Genomic DNA, 20,243 nt, shown 5'->3' with positions numbered 1-20,243 from the left:
GGGATCAGTGCCCGTGCCCGTGCCCGTGGCCGTTGCCCGGGGCGGGGGCCTCCTCGCCGATGCGGCCGCGGGCCTCGGCGACGATGTCGGCGGTCGCCAGCCGGGCCTTCTCGGCGCCGGTCTCGGCGGCTCGTGCGCCCTTGAGGCCCCAGGTCGTCATCGAGACGGCGGCCTCGCGGACGGCGCCGGAGCGCGCGACCTTCTTGACGCCGTCGTAGGCGACCGCGCCGGCCAGCCCGCTCACGACGAGCCCGACGGCCTTGCCTGCCACTGCTCCGAACACGTGCGCTCCTCTCGCGACCGGCGCCCGGTGCAGGTGCCGATAACGGTTGTCAGAGTAGTCCGCGCCGGGTTCCCGGCGGGACGTGGTGGCGAAGCATGGTCGATCATGCATGTGTCGGTGCCGGGGGGGTGCGCGCGGGCCCGGCCCGGCGCGGAGCCGCGTCGTCGGTAATATTGACGGGTTCCCGCAGGTCGGCCCGACCGCAGCTCGCGCTGCGGGGCGTCGGACCTGCCCCTCACCGCGCGTCGCGTGCGCGGTGCGAGCACGAGAGGTGGGCAGACGAGCCGATGAGCGGTCACTCCAAGTGGGCGACGACCAAGCACAAGAAGGCCGTGATCGACGCCCGCCGCGGCAAGATGTTCGCCAAGCTGATCAAGAACATCGAGGTCGCGGCCCGGACCGGCGGCGGTGACCCCGACGGCAACCCGACGCTCTACGACGCCATCCAGAAGGCGAAGAAGAGCTCGGTCCCGAACGACAACATCGACCGTGCGGTCAAGCGTGGTTCGGGTGCCGACGCCGGCGGCGCCGACTACCAGACGATCACCTACGAGGGCTACGGCCCGAACGGGGTCGCGGTGCTGGTCGAGTGCCTGTCCGACAACCGGAACCGGGCGGCGACCGAGGTCCGGACGGCCATGACCCGCAACGGCGGCACCATGGCCGACCCGGGGTCGGTGGCGTACCTGTTCCAGCGCAAGGGCGTCGTGGTGCTGCCGAAGGCCGAGCTGTCCGAGGACGACGTGCTGATGGCCGTCCTCGACGCCGGTGCCGAGGAGGTGAACGACCTCGGCGAGAGCTGGGAGGTCGTCTCCGAGCCGACCGACGTCGTCGCGGTGCGGACCGCGCTCCAGCAGAACGACATCGACTACGACTCCGCGGAGGCGGTCTTCGTGCCGTCGATGCAGGTCGAGCTGGACGCCGACGGTGCGAAGAAGGTCTTCAAGCTGATCGAGGCGCTCGAGGACTCCGACGAGGTCCAGAACGTCTACGCCAACTTCGACGTCTCCGACGAGGTCATGGCCGAGGTCGGCTGAGGTCGCCCCGGCAGGTCCGTACGCGGCCGCGTCCCCACCCGGGGCGCGGCCGCGTTCACTGTCGGGGGTCGGTTCTAGACTCGCCGCCGATGAGCACAGCGACGCAGGGCACCCAGAAGTCGGCCTCGGCGAAGAAGAAGGCACCGGCGAAGCCGCGCCTGTTGCTGCTCGACGGCCACTCCCTGGCCTACCGGGCGTTCTTCGCGCTGCCCGCGGAGAACTTCCGCACCGGTACCGGGCAGACCACGAACGCGGTCTACGGCTTCACCTCGATGCTGATCAACCTGCTGCGCGACGAGGAGCCGACCCACCTCGCGGTCGCCTTCGACGTGTCGCGCACGACGTTCCGCTCCGAGCGCTACGCCGAGTACAAGGCGAACCGCTCGTCGACGCCGGACGACTTCCGCGGCCAGATCGACCTCATCAAGGAGGTCCTGGCCGCGCTGAACATCCCGGTGTTCGCCGTCGAGGGGTTCGAGGCCGACGACCTCATCGCCACCCTCGCCACCCAGGCCGAGGAGCGCGGCTACCAGGTGCTCATCACCACCGGCGACCGCGACGCGTTCCAGCTGGTCACCGACGACGTCACCGTCCTGTACCCCAAGCGCGGCGTGTCCGACCTCGGCCGGATCGACCCGGCCGAGGTCGACAAGCGCTACGGGCTCACCCCGACCCAGTACCCGGACTTCGCGGCGCTGCGCGGCGACCCCTCGGACAACCTGCCCTCCATCCCCGGGGTGGGGGAGAAGACCGCGGCCAAGTGGGTCCGGGAGTTCGGCTCGCTCGCCGAGCTCACCGACCGGGTCGACGAGGTCAAGGGCAAGGCCGGGGACAACCTGCGGGCCAACCTGGCGAACGTGCTGCTCAACCGCCAGCTCACCGAGCTGGTGCGCGACGTCGACCTCGGCGCCGCCCCCGAGGAGCTCGAGCTGCGCCCCTGGGACCGCGACGCGGTGCACCGCCTGTTCGACGAGCTGGAGTTCCGGGTGCTGCGCGAGCGCCTGTTCTCCACCCTGTCCTCCGCCGAGCCCGAGGCCGAGTCCGGCTTCGAGGTCTCCGGCGAGGTCGTCGCACCCGGCGCGGCGCGGGCCTGGCTCGACGCCCACGCCCGCGACGGGCGTCGGGTCGCGGTGAGCTTCGCCGGGGTCACCGGCCCGATCGCCGGGCGCGACCTCGACGGGATCGCGCTCGCCACGGGGGAGCCGACCGTCGAGCAGCGGGCCGCCGGCGCCACCCCCGGTGTCCCGGCCGCCGGCTACCTCGCGCTGACCGGCCTCACCCCGGACGACGAGGCGGCCCTGGGCGACTGGCTCGCCGACGCGTCCGTGCCGAAGGCCGCGCACGACGTGAAGGCGGTGCTGCACGCGCTGCGAGCGCGGGGCTGGACCCTGGGCGGGCTGACCAGCGACACCGCGCTCGCCGCGTACCTCGCCAAGCCCGGGCAGCGGACGTTCGACCTGGCCGATCTCGCGCTGCGCTACCTGCGCCGCGAGCTGCGCACCGAGGAGCCCGCCGACGGGCAGCTGTCGCTGCTCGGCGGTGAGGAGGAGGCCGACACCCGGGCCGCGGAGCAGGAGATGCTCGCGGCCTCGGCGATCGCCGAGCTCGCCGACGCCCTCGACGCCGACCTCGCCGAGCGGGGCGGCAGCGAGCTGCTGGCCGACCTGGAGCTGCCGCTGGCGTTCGTGCTGGCCGACTGCGAGGCGTCCGGGATCGCCGTCGACGGCGAGACCCTGTCCGACCTGGAGTCGGACTTCGGCGCCCAGGTCCGCGAGGCCGCGCGGCAGGCCTACGAGGTGATCGGCAAGGAGATCAACCTCGGCTCGCCCAAGCAGCTGCAGGTCGTGCTGTTCGACGAGCTGGAGATGCCCAAGACCAAGCGCACCAAGACCGGCTACACCACCGACGCGGACGCGCTGGCGAGCCTCTATGAGCAGACCGAGCACCCGTTCCTGCAGTTCCTGCTGCAGCACCGGGACGCGACCCGGCTCAAGGTGACCGTCGACGGGCTCATGAAGTCCGTCGCCGAGGACGGCCGGATCCACACCACCTACTCGCAGACGATCGCCGCGACCGGCCGGCTGTCCTCAACCGACCCGAACCTGCAGAACGTGCCGATCCGCACCGCCGCCGGGCGCCGGATCCGGGACGCGTTCGTCGTCGGGTCCGGCCCCGACGGCGCGCCGTACGCGGAGCTGCTCACCGCGGACTACAGCCAGATCGAGATGCGGATCATGGCCCACCTGTCCGAGGACGCCGCGCTGATCGAGGCCTTCCGCTCACAGCACGACTTCCACGCCGAGACCGCCGCCCGGGTCTTCGGCGTCGCGGCGACCGAGGTGTCGCCCGAGCAGCGCGCCAAGATCAAGGCGATGAACTACGGCCTGGCCTACGGGCTGTCGGCCTACGGCCTGTCCGGGCAGCTGCGGATCTCCACCGAGGAGGCGAAGGGGCTGATGGACGACTACTTCGCCGGGTTCGGCGGGGTGCGCGACTACCTCGCGGGAGTCGTCGACCAGGCCCGCAAGGACGGCTACACCGCCACCATCCTGGGAAGGCGGCGCTACCTGCCCGACCTGACCAGCGACAACCGGCAGCGCCGGGAGATGGCCGAGCGGATGGCGCTCAACGCCCCGATCCAGGGCAGCGCGGCGGACATCATCAAGGTCGCGATGCTCGGGGTCTACCGGGCGCTGCAGGCCGAGGGGTTGCGCAGCCGGATGCTGCTGCAGGTGCACGACGAGCTCGTCCTCGAGGTCGCCGACGGCGAGCGCGAGACCCTGGAGGCGCTCGTGCGCCGGGAGATGGCGGCCGCGGCCGACCTGTCGGTGCCGCTGGAGGTGTCGGTCGGCTCCGGCCGCAGCTGGGACGCCGCGGCGCACTGATCCGAGCCCCGGCCCCCAGGGGGCGGGGTCAGCCGGCGACCGTTCCCGGTGCGGGGGCGGCGCCGTACCCGGCTCCGGAGTGGTGGCGCAGGTGTCCGGGCGCGAGGACCCGGGCGGCGCGGCCCAGCTCGGCGACGAGCTGCTCCACCGCGACGTCCTGCCGGCGGGCCGCGGCGTGCAGGATCGCGCAGATCCGTCCGTCCGGGTCCGTCCGGGCCGTGGCGCCGGTCGGGGCGTCGCCGGGGGTGGCGGCGCGGAGGGTGTCGCGCTCGTGGCGCAGCACCGCGGCCAGGTCGCGTCCGGCGGCGGCGAGGACGTCGGCGTCGTCGGTGTGGATCACGACGACCGCGTCGGCGTCGCCCGCCGCGGCGACCGCGCGTTCCGCGGAACGCGACCACGCCCACAGCGCACGGCGCCCGGCCAGCGACGCGGGCAGCTCCAGCCCGCCGGACTCGGCGTCGGCCAGGGCGACCAGGAGCCCGCCGATCCGGCCGGCCCGGCGCGCCCAGGTCGCCCGGTCCCCGGGCAGCCCCCGGTGGACGACGACGCCCGCCTGCGCCGGCGCGGCCGCTGGCTCGTCGGGGCGGCGGGGGTGCGGGACCAGGGGCATCGGCGTCACCTCCTCCGGGGCCGACGCCGGTAGCGTCGCGAACCTCCCACCTGCTGTTACGTCGTCGCGGCGGACGGTGGGGACATCCCGCCGGACGGTCCGTGCCCGGCGTCCGGCGGTACGGCTGTCGCCGGTTCCAGGATCGTCAGCTCGGCCGACCCGAGGCGGAGCACGCCGTCGTCGAGGGGCTCGCAGCGGACACCGCCCCGGCCGCGCAGCGCCGCCCACGCGCCGTCGCCGATCTCGGTGTCCATCCAGCGGCACGGTGCGGCGGCGCGGTGCGCGCGGAAGCGGACCGGCCCGTCGCCGGAATCCAGGGCGAACAGCGCGCCGGTGCCGCCGCGGCCCGGTGCGGCGAGCGCGTCGACCGGGGCGCCGCGCAGGACGACGTTGCGCCGCATCGCCTGCGGGGTCGCGTCGACGGCGTCGCCGAGCACCGCGCGCAGGTGGTCCAGCGACTCCGCGGCCAGGAGGGTCACCGCGGCGCGGGCGTGGGCCGGGCGGCCGGCGTAGCGGTCGCCGACGATCCCGTGGCCGGCACGGACCCGGACCTCGCGGCGCAGCGGTGGCTCCGGGTCGGGCCGGGGCCCGTCCGCGGGCCTGCCCTCGTAGGCGTGCCGGGACGCGGCCAGCAGGGCGGTGACCTCGACCCGCATCAGTTCAGCCCGGTCAGGAACCGGATCACGGCCTCCCGGGTCAGCTGCGCGCCCGGGCTGCCGAAGGGCCGGTCGAAGACGTGGTCGGCGTAGGGGACGGTGACCAGCCTGCCGTCGACCCCCGCGGAGCGGAGCTCCCGGTCGTAGGCGGCGACCCGGTCGGGCAGGACGTAGTGGTCCGCGGAGCCGAGCAGCAGCAGGGTCGGCGGGAGCCCCGGGCGGACCTGCTCGGCGGGGGAGAGCAGCCGCAGCAGGCCCGGAGCCTGGTCGGCGGTGCCGCCGAACAGGGTGCGCTGCAGATCCGGGTCGACCAGCGTCAGGTCGACGGGCGGGTAGTAGGCGACCACGCCGACCGGCGGCGGGCCGGGCGTCGGCGGCGGGGCGTCGGCCGGGCCGGTGCCGCCGTACGCGGCCGGTGCCTCGGAGCACGCCAGCGTCCCGTCGAGCAGCCCGGACGTGGTCGACAGCGCCAGCGTCGCGCCGGCGGACTGCCCGGCCAGCACCAGCCGCGCGGGATCCAGACCCGCCTCGCCCGCGTGCGCGCGGACCCAGTCGACGGCGCACGCGACGTCGCGCTGCTGGTCGCGGCCGACGGGCTCGGGCGGCGGCAGCCGGTAGTCCACCGCCGCGACCGCCCAGCCGCGCTCGGCGAGCCACCGGTTCAGCGCGGTGCGGTCGCCGCGGTCCCCGCTCGTCCACGACCCGCCGTGCACCCACACCATCGTCGGGTGCGGACCGGCGCCGGTCGGCAGGTAGAGGTCCAGCGTGCGGCCGGGGGCGAACTCCACCGACCGGTCCGGCCGCCCGTCGGGCTGGCCCAGCTCGGTCAGCGTCGCCGTCCAGTCCAGCGGGACGCCCTGCTCGGACGCGGCCCGGCCCTGCGCGGCCAGCACCGTGACCGACCCGACGACCGCGGCCAGCGCGAGCACCGCTGTCGCGACTCCGGTGAACCGCGCACCCGCGGCCCGCGCCGCCAGCCCGAACAGGATCCCCAGCACCGCAGCCAGGGCCACGTGCAGCGGGTACGCGCCCGACAGGAACGACCCCGCGAGCCCGATCCCCGGGGTCTCGGGGCGGAAGGTCCCCACCAGCACGACCAGCAGCAGCGCGGCCCACACCCACGCGAGGATCCGGAGGAACGACGTCACCCGCGCACCCTGTCATCCCGGTCCGCCCGGCCCGGCCCGGACCCGCCGGTCCGGCGTGCCCGCACCGGACGGGACCGCCTCCACCGGTACGGTTCTCGAACGGCCGTGCGGATCCGAGGCGAGGGGGACGCGGTGCGGGTGCTCGGGGTCGACCCCGGACTGACGCGGTGCGGGATCGGCGTCGTCGAGGCCGGTGCGGGCCGGACCGTCGGGTTCGTCGACGTCGGTGTCGCCCGCAGCCGGCCGGACCTGCCGCTGGAACGGCGGCTGCTCACCGTCGCCGACGAGGTGGAGCGCTGGGTGGCCCGGCACCGCCCCGACGTGATCGCCGTCGAGCGGGTGTTCAGCCAGAACAACGTCCGCACCGTGATGGGCACCGCGCAGGTCAGCGGGGTCGTCGCGCTCGTCGCCGCACGGGCCGGGCTGCCGGTCGCCTTCCACACCCCCAGCGAGGTCAAGGCCGCCGTCACCGGGGAGGGCCGCGCGGGCAAGGCGCAGGTCACCGCGATGGTCACCCGGCTGCTCGGTCTCGACGCACCCCCGAAGCCCGCCGACGCCGCCGACGCGCTCGCGCTGGCCATCTGCCACTGCTGGCGCTCCCCGATGATCGACCGGATGGCGCAGGCGCAGGCCCGCGCCGAGGAGCTGGCCGCGGTGCACCGGGCCCGGCTCGCCGAGGCGCAGCGGGAGCAGGGCGGCGCCCGGCCCAGCGCCGCCCAGCAGTGGGCCGCGGCCCGCGCGGCCGCCGACGCCCGGTCCGCCGGCGGCTGGGGCGCACGCTGACCCGTCTCGCCCGGTGGTGGCGTGGTGTCGCGTGCGGTTCCGTCGGTGTGGCCCGGTAGCGTCGGTGCCTCGAACGGTCGTTCGTGGGAGGGGGACCTGTCAGTGATCCACTCGGTGCGCGGTCCGGTGCTGGAGATCGGGCTGGACCACGCCGTCGTCGAGGTCGGCGGGGTCGGGCTCGCGGTGTACGCCACGCCCGCCACGCTGGGCGGGCTGCGTCGCGGCGAGGAGGCCCGGCTGCCGACCACGCTGGTGGTGCGCGAGGACTCCCTGACCCTCTACGGGTTCGCCGACGCCGAGGAACGCGAGCTGTTCCTGCTGCTGCAGACCGTGTCCGGGATCGGGACGCGGCTCGCGCTCGCCACGATCGCGGTGCTGGAGCCGGACACGCTGCGCCGCGCACTCGCCGACGGTGACCTCGCCGTCCTCACCCGCATCCCCGGCGTCGGGCGCAAGAGCGCCGAGCGCCTGGTCGTGGAACTGCGCGACAAGGTGACCGCGCCCGTCGCGGTGCCCGCGGGTGCGGTCGCGGCCGCGCCGGCCCCGGTGCTCGGGGTGCGCGAGCAGGTAGTCGAGGCGCTGCTCGGGCTCGGCTTCACCCAGCGCCCGGCCGAGCAGGCCGTGGACGCGGTGCTGGCCCACGCCCCCGACACCGACGCCCGGGACCTGCTGCGGACCGCGCTGTCGAGCCTCGGCAGGTCGCGGTGACCGAGCCCGACCCCTACGCCGGGGTCGACGGGCATCTCGACGAGCGCGCCGTCGATGCCGGGGTCCAGCCCGGGGACACCGACGTCGAGGCGTCGCTGCGGCCCCGGTCGCTGGAGGAGTTCGTGGGGCAGCCACGGGTCCGCGAGCAGCTGCAGCTGGTGCTGGAGGGCGCGCGGCGCCGCGGCGACCCGCCGGACCACATCCTGCTGTCCGGCCCACCCGGACTCGGCAAGACCAGCCTCGCCATGATCATCGCCCAGGAGATGGGCGCCGCGATCCGGCTGACGTCGGGCCCCGCGCTGGAGCGGGCGGGGGACCTCGCCGCGATGCTGTCCAACCTCGTGCCCGGCGACGTGCTGTTCATCGACGAGATCCACCGCACCGCCCGCCCCGCCGAGGAGATGCTCTACCTCGCGATGGAGGACTTCCGGGTCGACGTGGTGGTCGGCAAGGGCCCGGGTGCCACCTCGATCCCGCTCGACGTCGCACCGTTCACCCTGGTCGGAGCCACGACGCGGGCCGGATCGCTGACCGGTCCGCTGCGTGACCGGTTCGGGTTCACCGGGCAGATGGAGTTCTACGACGTCCCCGAGCTGGACCGCGTGCTCCGCCGGGCCGCCGGGATCCTCGGCATCGACCTGCGCGCGGACGGCGCGGCCGAGATCGCCGGGCGCTGCCGCGGCACCCCGCGGGTGGCGAACCGGCTGCTGCGCCGGGTCCGCGACTACGCCGAGGTCCGCGCGGACGGCGTGGTCACCCGGGAGGTCGCCCGCGACGCGCTGGCCGTCTACGACGTCGACGAGCTCGGCCTCGACCGGCTCGACCGCGCCGTGCTCGGCGCGCTGGTCCGCTCCTTCCACGGCGGCCCGGTCGGCGTCTCGACCCTCGCCGTCGCCGTGGGGGAGGAGCCGGGGACCGTCGAGGAGGTCTGCGAGCCCTACCTGGTGCGGGCCGGGATGATCGCCCGCACCCCGCGCGGGCGGGTCGCGACCCCGCTGGCCTGGACCCACCTCGGGCTGACCCCACCCGCGGACGCACCGGCCGGGCACCGGGTCGACCCGCTGTTCTGACCCGGCGTGCCGTCGGGGCACCGGAGTGCGCGGGCCGTCACACATGGGAGGATCCGGACGGACCGAACGGATCGGGCACCGCCCGGCCGGGACCACGGGCACCCTGGTGTCCGCACACCGCGCGGAGTCCTCCGGACACCGCGTGCCCGGCGGGGGTCCTGATGCGGGCGCCCCGGAACGATCCGGGCGTCCGGCTCGTTCCGGGGCGTGTCGGGCAGCCGGCGGGCCCGGGTGACGCCGTTCGGCCCGTCGCACTGCGACGAGCGGTCCGCCTCCGGGAGGGGGCCGGCCGTCGGTGTCGGTCCCGGCTGGCACACTCACGATTACGAGACGAGACGGAGACCCCGCACGATGACTTCAATCCTCGCCCAGCAGGCCGGTGGCGGCTCGAGCATCTTCTCCCTGCTGCCGTTCCTCATCATCCTGCTGCTGTTCGTGCCGTTGTTCCTGAACGGCCGCAAGCAGCGCAGGCAGATGGCGGAGACGCAGGCGATGCAGCAGGCGCTGGAGGACGGCGACGTCGTCGTCACCACGTCCGGGCTGCGGGGCACCATCGTCGACGCCTCGTACGAGGACACGATCGACCTCGAGATCGCCGAGGGCGTGGTCACCACCTGGCTGCGTGCGGCGATCCGGGAGAAGGTCGCGACCGACGAGGCGACGGAGGAGACCGTCGCCGAGCCGGCCGACAAGGACGCGTCGGAGAACAAGCCGACGATCCACTGAGCACGTCGGGAACGGGCCGGGCGGCCCGTTCCGGCGGCCTCGGCGTCCGTACCGGGCCCGGCCGCGGCTCTGCCGCACCGGCCCGGTGGGACGGCGACCGACCGTGAGGCCGGCCGCGGCCGCCGCACGAGTCGGATCAGGAGAACGATCACGTGGCAACGTCGTCGGGGCAGCAGCACGTGCGCCCCTGGCGCTACCTGACGGCCTTCGCAGGCATCGTCGTGGTGCTGTACGCACTGGTGTTCCTCACCGGGGGCGGCAACCTCACGCCGAAGCTGGGCATCGACCTGCAGGGTGGCACCCGCGTCACGCTCACCGCCCGCACCACCGACGGGCAGCCACCGCCGCGTGACCAGCTGATCCAGGCGCAGGACATCATCGAGCAGCGCGTCAACGGGCTCGGTGTCAGCGGCGCCGAGGTCCAGCTGGACGGCAGCAACATCGTCATCACCGTCCCCGGCGACGCCGGCGAGCAGGCCCGCTCCCTGGGCCAGACCGCGCAGCTGCGCTTCCGCGAGGTGCTGCAGGGCCCCGTCCCCGCGAACCAGGCCGCCGGGCAACAGCCCGCGCCGGGCCAGGACGCGCAGTCCGGCCAGGCCCCCGCGAGCCAGGCCCCCGCGAGCCCCGCCCCGGCGCAGCCGCAGGGCATGGGCGAGCAGAGCCGTTCCGTCGCGCCGGTCGCGCAGGTCTCGCCGCTGCAGGACCCGCCACCGACACCCGTGCCGTCCCCGACGCCGAGCCCGGGCGGGCTCGCGCCGGACGACCCGCGCGTCGCCGCCGAGGTCACGAAGCTCCGCGAGACCCGGCAGAGCACCGACCAGGCCACCCAGCTGCAGGCGCTGCTGTCGCTGAACTGCGGCGCACCGGACCCCCTGCAGGGCTACGACGACCCGACCAGGCCGCTGGTCGCCTGCAGCGAGGACGGGCAGAACAAGTACCTGCTCGGCCCGTCGTTCCTCGAGGGCACCGAGATCGCCTCCGCCCAGGCCCAGCAGAACCAGCAGGGCGTCGGCTGGGTGGTCGGGCTGACCTTCAAGCCGCAGGGCGCCGACACCTGGGGCCGGTACACGACCGAGAACGTCGGCAAGAACGTCGCGTTCGTCCTCGACGGCGACGTCGTCTCGGCCCCGTCGATCAACCAGCCGATCTTCGGGCAGACCCAGATCTCGGGGCAGTTCAACCAGGACCGGGCCCAGCAGCTCGCCCAGGTGCTGCGCTACGGCTCGTTGCCGCTGTCGTTCGACTCCGGCAACGCCCAGACCGTCTCGGCCAGCCTCGGGCTGGCCTCGCTGGAGGCCGGGCTCATCGCCGGCGCCGTCGGCCTGGTGCTGGTGTTCGCCTACTGCCTGTTCTACTACCGCCTGCTCGGCATCCTGACGATCCTGTCGCTGGCCCTGTCCGGCCTGGTCGTCTACGCGGTGCTGATCCTGCTCGGGCGCTGGATCGGGTTCACCCTGGACCTGGCGGGCGTCGCCGGGTTCATCATCGCCATCGGCATCACGGCCGACTCGTTCGTGATCTTCTTCGAACGGCTCAAGGACGAGATGCGCGAGGGCCGCACCTTCCGCTCGGCCGTCCCGCGGTCCTGGGAGCGGGCGCGGCGCACGATCCTCACCGCCGACGCGGTCAGCTTCCTCGCCGCCGCGGTGCTCTACATCCTGGCCGTCGGCGAGGTCCGCGGCTTCGCGTTCACCCTGGGCATGTCCACGGTCCTCGACCTCGTCGTCGTGTTCCTCGTGACGTTCCCGCTGGTCGTGCTCATCTCCCGGTCGACGTCGCTGGGCAGGCCCGGGCTGTCCGGGCTCGGCGCGGTCGACCGGATCGGGTCGCGGCACCGCCGTGCGAAGCCGGCCGTCGGCAGGCGCGCGGCCACCACCGGGAAGGGAGCGGGCGCATGACGAACCCCGAGTCGCTGTCGGGCTGGACCCGGCTCACCACCGGCACCGCGAACGTCGACATCATCGGCCGCCGCAGGACCTGGTACATCGGCTTCGGCGTGCTCATCGCCGTGTGCCTGCTCTCGCTGGTGTTCCGGGGCTTCAACCTCGGCATCGACTTCACCGGCGGCTCCCAGATCCAGCTGCCCGCCACCGGGGCGAACGGCGCGATCAGCACCCAGCAGGTCGACCGGGTCTACGAAGGCGTGATCGGCTTCGCGCCCGAGGTCACCCAGTCCGTCGGGTCCGGCGACGCCGCGTCGATCGTGCTGCAGTCCGAGCCGCTGACCCCCGAGCAGCTCGTGCCGCTGCGCGAGGCGCTGTTCACCCAGCTGCAGCCGCTCGGCGCGGACGGCGCCCCCAGTGCCGCCTCGATCAGCGACTCGCAGGTCTCGGGCACCTGGGGCGGCGAGGTCACCACGCAGGCGCTGATCGCGCTGGCGGTGTTCATCGTCCTGGTCACGCTGTTCCTGGCGTTCTACTTCGAGCGGGCGATGGCCGCCGCGGCGCTGATCGCGCTCGTCAATGACATCGTCGTGACCGCCGGGGTGTACTCGATCATCGGGCTGGAGGTCACCCCGGCCACCGTGATCGGCCTGCTCACCATCCTCGGGTTCTCGCTCTACGACACCGTCGTCGTGTTCGACAAGGTCCGGGAGAACTCCCGCGGGCTGCTGAAGCTGACCCGGCGCACCTACGCCGAGGCCGCGAACCTCGCGCTGAACCAGACGCTGATGCGGTCGATGAACACCTCGCTCATCGCGATCCTGCCGGTGCTCGGCCTGCTCGTGATCGGTGTCGGTCTGCTCGGTGTCGGGACCCTCGCCGACCTGGCACTGGTGCAGCTGGTCGGCATGATCATCGGTGTCGTCTCGTCGCTGCTGCTGGCGACCCCGGTCCTGGTCGACATCAAGCTGCGCGACAAGCGGGTCCGCGACCAGGCCGCCCGGGTCGAGGCGCGTCGTGCCCGCGCGGCCGGCCGGGGCGGGACGGACTCGGACGTCGAGGACGATCCGGCCACCGATACCCTCGCCGCCGTGAGCTCCTCCGCACCCGCCGCCCCGCGTCCCGGCGCCCGCCCGACCGGCAAGACCGGACGGCGTCGCGGATGAGCGGGGCACAGGTCGACGGCATCCGGGTCGGGCCCGGAATCACCGGGGACTCCGCGGACGACCTGCTCCGGGTCGCCGAGCTGGTCCGCTCGGTACCCGACTACCCGCAGCCCGGGGTGCTGTTCCGTGACATCACCCCGGTGCTGGCGCACGGGGAGTCCTTCGCGACCGTCACCACCGAGCTGGCCGCCAACGCGGGCGAGGCGGACCTGGTGATCGGGGTGGAGGCGCGCGGGTTCCTGCTCGGCGCCGCCGTCGCGCTCGTCGCCGGGGTCGGTACCGTGCCGGTCCGCAAGGCGGGCAAGCTGCCCGCGGTCGCCGCGTCGCGCAGCTACGACCTGGAGTACGGCAGCGCCACCCTGGAGCTGCCGGCCGGGGTCGTCGAGCCGGGCACGCGGGTCTACGTGGTCGACGACGTGCTCGCCACCGGCGGCACCGCCGCGGCCGCCTGCGCCCTGCTGGCCGACGCCGGGGCCGAGGTCGTCGGGTTCGGCACGCTGCTGGAGCTGGCCGCGCTGAACGGCCGGGCGAAGCTGGGTGACCTGCGGATCGACGCCCTGCTGAACGCCTGACCACGACGGGCCCCGATTCGCGGACTATCCTCGGACCCGGGACCCTTCCCGCCACCGAGCACGAGCAGGAGGTGCGGTGACCGAGGTCGACCGGACCGGCGCCCATCCGGCCACGCGCCCGCTGACGCCCGACGACGAGCCGCCGCGCCCGTCCGCGACCCGCCGGGTCCGTGCCCGCATCGCCCGGCGGATGACGCCGCAGCGCGTCGCCATCGTGACCCCGGTGCTGGAGCCGCTCGCCGCGGTCCACCGCTCGCTGCACCCCAAGGCCGACCTGGTGCTGCTCCAGCGCGCCTACGACGTCGCCGAGGACAAGCACGACGGGCAGAGCCGCAAGTCCGGGGACCCCTACATCACCCACCCGCTCGCCGTCTCCACGATCCTGGCCGAGCTGGGCATGGACACGACGACGCTGGTCGCGGCCCTGCTGCACGACACCGTCGAGGACACCGACTACTCACTGGAGCGGCTGCGCGCCGACTTCGGCGACGAGGTCGCGCACCTCGTCGACGGCGTCACCAAGCTCGACAAGGTCGAGTTCGGCTCCGCCGCGGAGGCCGAGACGATCCGCAAGATGGTCGTCGCGATGGCCCGGGACCCACGGGTGCTGGTCATCAAGCTGTCCGACCGGCTGCACAACATGCGCACGATGCGCTTCCTGCGCCCGGAGAAGCAGGTCAAGAAGGCCAACGAGACCCTCGAGGTGTTCGCCCCGCTCGCGCACCGCCTCGGCATGGCCACGGTGAAGCTGGAGCTGGAGGACCTGTCCTTCGCGATCCTGCAGCCCAAGAAGTACCAGGAGATCGTCCGGCTGGTCGCCGACCGGGCGCCCTCGCGCGACACCTACCTGCGCCAGGTCATCGACGAGGTGTCCGCGCAGCTGGACTCCGCGCGGATCCCGGCCAAGGTCGAGGGCCGACCGAAGCACTACTACTCGATCTACCGCAAGATGATCGTCAAGGGCCGCGACTTCGACGACATCCACGACCTCGTCGGGGTCCGGGTGCTCGTCGACGAGGTGCGCGACTGCTACGCCGCTATCGGCATGGTGCACGCGCTGTGGCAGCCGATGCCCGGGCGGTTCAAGGACTACATCGCCCAGCCCCGGTTCGGCGTCTACCAGTCGCTGCACACCACGGTGATCGGGCCGGACGGCAAGCCCCTCGAGGTGCAGATCCGCACCCACGCCATGCACCGCACCGCCGAGTACGGCATCGCCGCGCACTGGCGGTACAAGGAGGTCAAGGGCGGCGGCAACAAGGAGGTCGAGGTCGAGGAGATGGCGTGGATGCGCCAGCTGCTCGACTGGCAGCGCGAGGCCGCCGACCCCGGCGAGTTCCTCGACTCGCTGCGCTTCGACCTCGCCGCGCGGGAGATCTTCGTCTTCACCCCGAAGGGCGACGTCGTCACCCTGCCCACCGGCTCCACCCCGATCGACCTGGCCTACGCCGTGCACACCGAGGTCGGGCACCGTTGCATCGGCTCCCGGGTCAACGGCAAGCTCGTCGCCCTGGAGCGGCAGCTGTCCTCCGGCGACGTCGTGGAGATCTTCACCTCCAAGGCCGAGGACGCCGGGCCGTCGCGGGACTGGCTGCAGATCGCGAAGTCCCCGCGGGCCAAGGCCAAGATCAAGCAGTGGTTCGCCAAGGAGCGCCGCGAGGAGGCCGTCGAGGAGGGCAAGGAGGCCATCACGCGGGAGGCCCGCCGCACCGGGATGCCGCTGCAGCGGCTCATCTCCGGCGACGCGATGTCCGCGCTCGCCCGGGAGATGCACTACTCCGACGTCTCCGCGCTCTACGCCGCCGTCGGCGAGCACCAGGCCAGCGCCCAGCACGTCGTGCAGCGTCTCGTCGCGTGGTTCGGCGGCGAGGAGGAGGCCGAGGAGGAGCTCGCCGAGCGGGCGACGCCGTCGACGGTCCGCCACCGGCGTCCGTCGGGCAACGCCGGCGTCGTCGTCAGCGGCGAGGACGGGCAGGCCCTCGGCGACCTCTACATCAAGCTCGCCCGCTGCTGCACCCCGGTGCCGGGCGACGAGATCCTCGGGTTCGTCACCCGCGGCGGCGGGATCAGCGTGCACCGCACCGACTGCACCAACGCCGGGGACCTCACCGCGCGCGAGGAGCGGCTGGTCGATGTGACCTGGTCGGTGTCGCCGGAGTCGGTGTTCCTGGTCGCGATCCAGGTCGAGGCGCTCGACCGGCACCGGCTGCTGTCCGACGTCACGAAGGTCCTGGCCGACGAGAAGGTCAACATCCTCTCGGCGACGACGACCACCTCCCGCGACCGCGTCGCGATCTCCCGGTTCTCCTTCGAGATGGGCGACCCGAAGCACCTCGGGCACCTGCTCCATGCGGTGCGCAACATCGAGGGCGTCTACGACGTCTACCGGGTCACCAGCGCGGCCTGACCCCGGCCCGCCCCACCCGGGGGCGGACCGGGGAGCCGGTCAGCCGAGGGTGGTGCGCTGGATCTCGACCGGGATGCTCGGCACGCCGTCACCGGAGCCGACGGACTCGCCGCCCTTGGCGACCTTGTCCAGCGTCGCGAGGCCCTCGGAGCCGATGGAGCCGAACACGGTGTAGCTCGGCGGCAGCTGGGCGTCGCCGTAGATCATGAAGAACTGGCTGCCGTTGGTGTCGGGGCCGGCGTTGGCCATCGCGAGCAGCCCGCGGCCGTAGGTGAGGCCGGGGAACACCTCGTCGGCGAAGGAGTAGCCGGGGCCGCCGCGCCCGCTGCCGCTCGGGTCACCGCACTGGAGCACCTGCAGGCCCGGGCTGGTCGTCAGCCGGTGGCAGGAGGTCCCGTCGAAGTAGCCCTGCTGGGCCAGGCTCTCGAAGCTCTTGACCGTGCACGGCGCCAGGCCGCGGTCCAGCGTCAGGTCGATCGGGCCCGCGCTGGTCTGCAGATCCGCCGTGACCGTCCCCTGGGCCGGGGTGGAGCCGGCCGCCGGCGGGTTCACCGGCTTCGAGGCGGGCTCGGGGGACGTCGGGTAGGTGCAGTCCACCGACGCCGGCAGCGCCGTCGGGCGCGTGGGCAGCGGCACGGTCGGCCGACCGGCGGTGTCCGGGCCGTCCCCGGCGGGCGCCGGCGCCGCGGCGCTCTGCCCGGCGTCGTCGGAACCGCCCCAGGCCGAGGTCAGCGCGTACACCCCGACCGCGGCCAGCACCACGACCAGCACCGTCGCGACGGCCGCGATCGTCGTGTTCCGCTTGCGCTGCTGCTGCCGCTGCGCCCGGTGGGCCTGCTGCGCCTCCAGCTTGCGCTTGGCCGCCTCCCGGCGCTGCTCGTTCGTCGCCACGTCCCGCCCAACTCCCTGACTTGATCACTCGTACGCGCGGTGAGGGTATCGGGGCGACCTGGGGCGAAAGCTGAGAGACACCGGTTCTAGGCTGGAGGACCCCCGACATGATCCCCGGAGAGGACGTGCAGCAACCGTGACCGCCACCGAGCCGCAGGTGGGCCGGGCCCGCAGGCCCGAGCCGTTCGCCGCGCCGAAGGGCATCCCCGAGTACCTCCCGCCGTCCTCGGCCGGGTTCGTGCACGTGCGGGACACCCTCGCTGCCGCCGCCGAGCGCGCCGGGTACGGCCACATCGAGCTGCCCGTGTTCGAGGACACCGGCCTCTACGCCCGCGGGGTGGGGGAGTCCACCGACGTCGTCTCCAAGGAGATGTACACCTTCGCCGACCGCGGCGACCGCTCGGTGACGCTGCGCCCCGAGGGCACCGCCGGCGTGGTCCGCTCGGTGATCGAGCACAACCTCGACAAGCAGGGCCTGCCGGTCAAGCTCCGCTACGCGGGCCCCTTCTTCCGCTACGAGCGGCCCCAGGCCGGGCGTTACCGGCAGCTCCAGCAGGTCGGCGTCGAGGCGATCGGGGTGGACGACGCAGGCCTGGACGCCGAGGTCATCGCGATCGCCGACGAGGGCTTCAAGGCCCTCGGCCTGACCGGCTACCGGCTGGAGATCACCTCGCTCGGCGACGCCGAGTGCCGGCCTGCCTACCGCACGCTGCTGCAGGAGTTCCTGGCCGGGCTCGACCTCGACGAGGCGACCCGGGCCCGGGCGGAGATCAACCCGCTGCGCGTGCTCGACGACAAGCGCCCCGAGGTCCGCGCCGCGATGGCCGACGCGCCGCTGCTGATGGACCACCTGTCCGACGCCGCCGCCGACCACCACGCCCGGGTGCTCGCCCACCTCGACGACCTCGGCGTCGCCTACACGCCGAACCCGCGCATGGTCCGCGGCCTGGACTACTACACCAAGACCACCTTCGAGTTCGTCCACGACGGCCTCGGCGCGCAGTCCGGCATCGGTGGTGGCGGCCGCTACGACGGCCTGATGGCGACCCTCGGCGGCCCCGAGCTGTCCGGCGTCGGGTTCGGCATCGGCGTCGACCGCACGCTGCTCGCCTGCCGGGCCGAGGGTGTGCAGCCCTGGTCGGACGCCCGCGTCGAGGTGTTCGGGGTGTCCCTGGGCGCCGCCGCGCAGCGCCGCCTGGTCGTGGTCGCCGCGCAGCTGCGGGCCCGCGGCCTGCGGGTCGACCTGGCCTACGGCGGCCGGGGACTCAAGGGCGCGATGAAGTCCGCCGACCGGTCCGGCGCACGGTTCGCGCTGGTCCTGGGGGACCGGGACCTGGAGAACGGCACCGTCGGGCTCAAGGACCTCGTCTCCGGTGAGCAGCAGGACGTCCCGCTGGACGCGGTCACCGACGCCGTCGTGACCGCCCTGGCGGGCTGAGGCCGCGGTGGCGGCCTCGGACCGCGAACGCTGGGACGCCCGGCACACCGCCGCGGGGGCCGGGTCGCCGCTCCCGCCGGACGCGCTGCGCGGGCGCACGGACCTGCTCCCGTCCTCGGGCCGGGCGCTGGACGTGGCCTGCGGGCGCGGCGCGGTCGCGGTGTGGCTGGCGATGCAGGGGCTCGACGTCGTCGCCGTCGACGTGTCCCCGGCCGGGCTCGCCGCGGGCGCCGGGCTGGCCGCCGCCCACGACGTACGGGTGCGCTGGGTGGAGGCCGACCTCGACGCCGGCTTCCCCCGCGACGACGACCGCTACGACGTCGTCGTCTGCCAGCGGTTCCGCGACCCGGCGCTCTACCCGGCGCTGCGTGCCGCGCTCGCGCCGGGCGGGCTGCTGGTGGTCACGGTGCTGTCCGAGATCGGCGACACGGGCGGCCCGTTCCGGGCGGTGCCCGGTGAGCTGACCGCCGCGTTCGCCGGCCTCGAGGTCCTCGCCCACGGCGAGGGCGACGGGGAGGCGCACCTGGTCGCCCGCCTCCCCGCCTGATCAGCCGCCGTGCGTGGCCGCGCTGCGGTAGTCGGTGTAGGTGTAGGGATTGTCGAGGACCTCGGTCTCGGGGATCTCGGGGTTCATCCCGGCCTGCCAGGCCGCCTCGCCCATCGTGGCACGCAGGTGCTCGACGGTGGCGGTGACCGCGGTCCGCGCGGCGGCGAGGTCGACGTCGACCAGGCGCCCGTCGCGCTTCACCACGCGCCCGTCCACCAGCACGGTGTGCACGTCGCCGCGCTGGGCCTGGAACGCGACGTGACCGTGCGGGTTGAGCAGCGGGAACGACACCGGTGAGTGGTCGTTGCGCAGCAGCACCAGGTCGGCCTTCTTGCCGACCTCGACCGAGCCGAGGTCGGACTCGCGCCCGATCGCGCGGGCCCCGCCGCGGGTCGCCCACTCCACGACCTGCTCGGCCCGCAGCGACGAGTGGGTGACGGTGTCCCCGCGCGCGTGTGCCTCCAGGTGCTCGCGGGACCGGTCGGCGCCCAGCGTGCTGCGCATCGCCGAGAACAGGTCCGCGCTCCACCACATCGAGGTGTCCATCGACAGCGACACCGGGATCCCGTGCTCGCGCAGCGCCCAGGTGGGCGGGTAGCCCTGACCGGCGCTCTGCTCGCTCTCGGTGGACACCGACACCGAGCCGCCGGTCGCGGCGATCCGGTGGTAGGAGTCGGCGGACAGGGTCGCGGCGTGCACGTAGACGGTGTCCGGCCCGGCGAAGCCGTGCTCGTGCATCAGCCGGACGCCGTCGTCGTTGGTCGCGCCCCACACCCCGGCGTGCGTGGTGACGCCGACGCCGAGCTCGCGGGCCACCTCGAACGCGGGGCGCTCGGGGAACGCGGGGTCACCGGTGACGTCGAAGGCGAGCTGGAAGCCGAGCATGTCGTCGCCGGGGGTGATGCGCCGCGACACGAACTCGCGGAACCCGGGGTCGGCGGTCCAGTTCGCGGGGGCGTCGTGGATGTTGCCGTAGGCGAGCACGAACCGGCCCGCGGTGGCGGTCAGGGCGTCGACGGCGGCGTCGGCGTGCTGCGGGGTCTGCAGGCCGTGCGACCAGTCGACGGTGGTGGTCACGCCCGCGTCGAGGGCCTCCAGCGCGGCGAGCAGGTTCCCCGCGTGGATGTCCTCCGGGCGGAAGATCCTGCCCCACTCCAGGTAGTTCCAGACGAAGTACTGGGTGAGCGTCCAGTCGGCGCCGTACCCGCGCAGCGAGGTCTGCCACATGTGCCGGTGGGTGTCGACCATGCCCGGCATCACGATCCCGCCGGTCGCGTCGACCTCCTCGGTGCCCTCGGGCACCTCCAGGCCGACCCCGACCGCGGCGATCCGGTCACCGGTCACCAGGACATCGTGGCCGGACAGGACCGTCCGGCCCGCGTCCACGGTCAGGACGGTCCCGTTGCGGAAGACGACGCTCATCGACGCACTCC

18 protein-coding genes are annotated in these 20,243 nt (G+C 74.0%); 12 read left to right on the top strand and 6 right to left on the bottom strand.

Annotation, left to right across the window (positions count from 1 at the left end; all coding sequences use genetic code 11):
• Positions 1–4 precede the first annotated feature (4 nt).
• Positions 5–283, bottom strand: coding sequence for a DUF1490 family protein (locus ZF1_RS15935; RefSeq protein ID WP_482637642.1), 279 nt, complete (start codon positions 281–283; stop codon positions 5–7).
• Between the two features lie 287 nt (positions 284–570).
• Here ZF1_RS15935 and ZF1_RS15930 point away from each other — a divergent pair, with 287 nt between their 5' ends.
• Together ZF1_RS15930 and polA are read left to right on the top strand one after the other, a co-directional pair.
• Positions 571–1,320 (top strand): YebC/PmpR family DNA-binding transcriptional regulator, encoded by a 750-nt coding sequence (locus ZF1_RS15930; protein WP_208823674.1) that lies wholly within the window; start codon positions 571–573, stop codon positions 1,318–1,320.
• Between the two features lie 89 nt (positions 1,321–1,409).
• Positions 1,410–4,205: a DNA polymerase I gene (gene polA, locus ZF1_RS15925; RefSeq protein ID WP_482637641.1), complete on the top strand. Its 2,796-nt coding sequence runs from the start codon at positions 1,410–1,412 to the stop codon at positions 4,203–4,205.
• 28 nt (positions 4,206–4,233) lie between these two features.
• Here polA and ZF1_RS15920 read toward each other — a convergent pair whose 3' ends face one another.
• The 3 genes from ZF1_RS15920 to ZF1_RS15910 are packed head-to-tail and all read right to left on the bottom strand — an operon-like array spanning position 4,234 to position 6,619.
• Positions 4,234–4,815: a hypothetical protein gene (locus tag ZF1_RS15920; protein ID WP_405416782.1), complete on the bottom strand. Its 582-nt coding sequence runs from the start codon at positions 4,813–4,815 to the stop codon at positions 4,234–4,236.
• 56 nt (positions 4,816–4,871) lie between these two features.
• Positions 4,872–5,471, bottom strand: a complete 600-nt coding sequence (locus ZF1_RS15915; protein ID WP_405416783.1) for an MOSC domain-containing protein — start codon at positions 5,469–5,471, stop codon at positions 4,872–4,874.
• Positions 5,471–6,619 carry an alpha/beta hydrolase gene (locus ZF1_RS15910; RefSeq protein WP_405416785.1) on the bottom strand — a complete coding sequence of 383 codons (1,149 nt, stop codon included), beginning with the start codon at positions 6,617–6,619 and terminating at the stop codon, positions 5,471–5,473. Before ZF1_RS15910 ends, ZF1_RS15915 begins: the two co-directional genes overlap by 1 nt.
• A 132-nt stretch (positions 6,620–6,751) precedes the next feature.
• Between ZF1_RS15910 and ruvC the strand changes: the two genes are divergently transcribed.
• From ruvC to ZF1_RS15870, 8 genes are all read left to right on the top strand, one after another.
• Positions 6,752–7,402 carry a crossover junction endodeoxyribonuclease RuvC gene (ruvC, locus tag ZF1_RS15905; RefSeq protein WP_178373922.1) on the top strand — a complete coding sequence of 217 codons (651 nt, stop codon included), beginning with the start codon at positions 6,752–6,754 and terminating at the stop codon, positions 7,400–7,402.
• Between the two features lie 102 nt (positions 7,403–7,504).
• Positions 7,505–8,110: a Holliday junction branch migration protein RuvA gene (gene ruvA / locus ZF1_RS15900; protein WP_062395706.1), complete on the top strand. Its 606-nt coding sequence runs from the start codon at positions 7,505–7,507 to the stop codon at positions 8,108–8,110.
• Entirely contained in the window at positions 8,107–9,180 is a 1,074-nt protein-coding gene (ruvB, locus tag ZF1_RS15895; protein WP_308215783.1) for a Holliday junction branch migration DNA helicase RuvB, read from the top strand. Before ruvA ends, ruvB begins: the two co-directional genes overlap by 4 nt.
• Before the next feature lie 351 nt (positions 9,181–9,531).
• On the top strand, positions 9,532–9,906 hold the full coding sequence (gene yajC / locus ZF1_RS15890; protein WP_073574657.1) for a preprotein translocase subunit YajC: 375 nt from the start codon (positions 9,532–9,534) through the stop codon (positions 9,904–9,906).
• A gap of 152 nt (positions 9,907–10,058) precedes the next feature.
• A complete protein-coding gene (secD, locus tag ZF1_RS15885) occupies positions 10,059–11,804 on the top strand; it encodes a protein translocase subunit SecD (protein ID WP_179762627.1) in 1,746 nt (581 codons plus the stop codon).
• Positions 11,801–12,955: a protein translocase subunit SecF gene (gene secF / locus ZF1_RS15880; RefSeq protein ID WP_073574659.1), complete on the top strand. Its 1,155-nt coding sequence runs from the start codon at positions 11,801–11,803 to the stop codon at positions 12,953–12,955. The genes secD and secF overlap by 4 nt, the downstream gene beginning before the upstream one ends.
• Positions 12,952–13,527, top strand: coding sequence for an adenine phosphoribosyltransferase (locus tag ZF1_RS15875; RefSeq protein ID WP_482637640.1), 576 nt, complete (start codon positions 12,952–12,954; stop codon positions 13,525–13,527). The genes secF and ZF1_RS15875 overlap by 4 nt, the downstream gene beginning before the upstream one ends.
• Positions 13,528–13,648: 121 nt before the next feature.
• Positions 13,649–15,934: a RelA/SpoT family protein gene (locus tag ZF1_RS15870; protein ID WP_482638715.1), complete on the top strand. Its 2,286-nt coding sequence runs from the start codon at positions 13,649–13,651 to the stop codon at positions 15,932–15,934.
• A 39-nt stretch (positions 15,935–15,973) separates the two neighbouring features.
• Here the strand turns inward: ZF1_RS15870 and ZF1_RS15865 are convergent, their stop codons facing one another.
• Positions 15,974–16,825, bottom strand: coding sequence for a peptidylprolyl isomerase (locus tag ZF1_RS15865; protein ID WP_482637639.1), 852 nt, complete (start codon positions 16,823–16,825; stop codon positions 15,974–15,976).
• A gap of 136 nt (positions 16,826–16,961) precedes the next feature.
• Between ZF1_RS15865 and hisS the strand changes: the two genes are divergently transcribed.
• Both hisS and ZF1_RS15855 read left to right on the top strand, forming a co-directional pair.
• Positions 16,962–18,263 (top strand): histidine--tRNA ligase, encoded by a 1,302-nt coding sequence (gene hisS / locus ZF1_RS15860; RefSeq protein WP_482637638.1) that lies wholly within the window; start codon positions 16,962–16,964, stop codon positions 18,261–18,263.
• Positions 18,264–18,270: 7 nt separating this feature from the next.
• A complete protein-coding gene (locus tag ZF1_RS15855; RefSeq protein WP_482637637.1) occupies positions 18,271–18,810 on the top strand; it encodes a class I SAM-dependent methyltransferase in 540 nt (179 codons plus the stop codon).
• Here ZF1_RS15855 and ZF1_RS15850 read toward each other — a convergent pair whose 3' ends face one another.
• On the bottom strand, positions 18,811–20,232 hold the full coding sequence (locus tag ZF1_RS15850) for an amidohydrolase family protein (protein WP_482637636.1): 1,422 nt from the start codon (positions 20,230–20,232) through the stop codon (positions 18,811–18,813).
• Positions 20,233–20,243 lie beyond the last annotated feature (11 nt).

The organism is Pseudonocardia sp. ZF1 (genome assembly GCF_056835605.1).
This window is presented reverse-complemented; position numbering and strand designations above follow the sequence as displayed.